This window comes from Syntrophomonas wolfei subsp. methylbutyratica, from assembly GCF_001570625.1.
Taxonomy (GTDB): domain Bacteria; phylum Bacillota; class Syntrophomonadia; order Syntrophomonadales; family Syntrophomonadaceae; genus Syntrophomonas; species Syntrophomonas methylbutyratica.
On the sequence record NZ_BBQT01000041.1, the window covers coordinates 1 to 2,499 of the forward strand.

2 protein-coding genes are annotated in these 2,499 nt (G+C 41.6%); both read left to right on the forward strand.

All coding sequences use genetic code 11. The annotated features are described in order from the left end of the window. The first annotated feature begins 128 nt into the window (after positions 1-128). Positions 129-1,730, forward strand: coding sequence for an IS21 family transposase (gene istA, locus AWB54_RS14840; RefSeq protein WP_061215378.1), 1,602 nt, complete (start codon positions 129-131; stop codon positions 1,728-1,730). Next, complete coding sequence (istB, locus tag AWB54_RS14845; RefSeq protein WP_201785631.1) at positions 1,694-2,449, forward strand: IS21-like element helper ATPase IstB; 756 nt, start codon at positions 1,694-1,696, stop codon at positions 2,447-2,449. Before istA ends, istB begins: the two co-directional genes overlap by 37 nt. Positions 2,450-2,499 lie beyond the last annotated feature (50 nt).

Sequence of the window (2,499 nt, forward strand, 5' to 3'; positions counted from 1 at the left end):
CTGTAACCGCTAAGCTAAAATGGACAGAAAACAACAAATAAGAATGAACAGTATTTACCACAATCCTCCAAATCAGCTATGATAGAGCTGGAAATAAAACAGCTTTTATCGTAGCAGAGGAGGAAGAAATGAACGTAGCAGAAGGGTGGAATATGTATTTAGAAATCCAGGATCTAAAGAAAATGCATTTTAACGTAAGCCAGATATCCCGGCGTCTAGACCTATCTCGAACTACAGTATATAAGTATCTGGATATGCCACCAGAAGAAATGGAACAGATTTTAGAAAATCGAAAAACCAGAACCAAGAAACTAGATAAGCATCGGGAGCTAATTAAATCCTGGTTGATACAATATCAGGATATGACCAGTGCACAGGTGCTCGACTGGCTGCAGGAAAGAAAACTTGATGGAGGTGTTAGCGAAGGAACAGTTAGAAACTATGTCAGACAATTACGAGAGGAGTGTGTTATTCCCCAGGTTAAGTACGTGCGTCAATACGAAGCCGTTGATGAATTACCTGCCGGCCAGCAAATGCAGATGGACTTTGGACAAATTGCTCTACGTAGCAGCATTGCTAGGATGGTAACCCTGTATTTTGCAACCTTCGTCCTGGCCCACTCCCGGCATAAATATGTGGAGTGGCTGGACCGCCCGTTTACAACTCGAGATTTAATTAACGTTCATGAAAACGCATTTGAATACTATGGAGGGATGACTAAGGAAATTGTATACGACCAGGATCACCTAATACTGGTAAGTGAGAACGGCGGAGACCTGCTGCTCACCAAAGAGTTTGGAGAATACCAAAAGACCCGAAAATTCAAGATTTACATGTGCAGAAAAGCGGACCCGGAAACAAAAGGAAAGGTTGAAAATGTAGTGAAATATGTAAAAAGGAATTTTGCTAAAAACCGCACCTTTCATAACCTGGAAAAACTAAACGAAGACTGTTTGGCCTGGTTAGAACGGACCGGAAATGGAAAAGTTCACAATACAACAAAAAAGATACCGGTAGAAGTGTTCGCCCTTGAAAAACAACACCTCATCCCGGTACCCCACAAGATAAATATTTCAACTACTAAAATTATAACTAGAGTGGTTCGCAAAGACAATACCATCGTTTATAAGGGTAACCGTTATGCCCTACCGTTAGGAACCTATGCACCTGAACGAAGGGTTGTTGTTAAGGAGGATGAGGGGATATTAATCATTGCAAACCTCGATGATGAGCTAGAGATTATCCGCTATCCCGTATGCCTTGAAAAAGGCCGACTCATTAAGAGCAGTGATTGCCGCAGAGAAAAAGATAAGGGCATTGATACCTATCTGCAAGAAGTGGCGCAAATCCTTAACGATTCCCAGCAAGCTTATGATTTTCTAGGTCTGGTGCGGCAGGAAAAACCTCGCTACATACGGGATCAGTTAAAAATAATTAAAGATCACAGCCTGGATAAATCTCCCGAGGTTATCAGCAAGGCACTTAACTACTGCTTGAAAAACAGGCTTTACGGAGCAACTGATTTTGTGGATTCATTAAATCATTTTAACCATTTTCATAACGTGGCAGAAGAAAAACTAAGTATTAAAAATGATATTCAACCACTTTACGAGGTTGACCGTTCTGTACTTAAAACCAGTGTAGAAGTACGAGATATTAACGTCTATATACAAGAATTACAGGGAGTGAGAGAGTGTCAGCAGAACTTGAACAACTCAAAAACGATATGAAACGCTTAAAGATAACGGAAGCAGCTGCTGTGGTAGAAGAAAGACTGCTTGAGGCCCAGGTGACGGAACCCAGTTACCAAGTGTTTCTAACGAACCTGGTGCAGCATGAGATAAAGAAAAGAGAGGAAAAACAGTTAGGGAGGCTCTACAAGCTAGCAGCTTTTCCTGAATACAAACCCCTGGACAATTTTGACCTTTCAGAGCAACAATCTCTAAGTAAAAAGCAACTAAAACAGCTACAGGAGCTTATCTGGCTGGAACAGGCCTACAACCTAATTCTGCTAGGCCCTCCCGGGGTTGGCAAAACCTGTTTGTCTATTGGCCTGGGGATTGAAGCCATTAGCCGGGGTTACCGGGTAACTTTTGTTCAGATGGACGAACTGATCCGTCTTCTCAAAACCGAGGAAATTAGCCGTAACTCCAGGGCAAAGGTAAAAAGAATGGTCGGTTCTGACCTGGTGATTATTGATGACTTAATGTTTATGGCTATTGACCGACACGAGGCAAACCTCTTTTTTCAACTAATCAACAAGCTCTACGGTCAAACCTCCATCATCATTACATCAAATAAGGGGCCAGAAGATTGGGGAGATATCCTGGGTGATCCAGCGATTACAACTGCAATTTTGGATCGCTTAATCCACAAAAGTGAGGTTATCCATTTAAGCGGTGACAGCTATCGTTTAAAACACCGCCAAACCATTTTTGGGAATAACTAGGTGTCCAAAGTTATTTATCATTTTTTGTTCATTTTTACTTGACAGTTACA

Coding starts and splice junctions, on each gene's coding strand:
- istA (WP_061215378.1), top strand. CDS start 129: ATGAACGTAGCAGAAGGGTGGAATATGTATTTAGAAATCCAGGATCTA.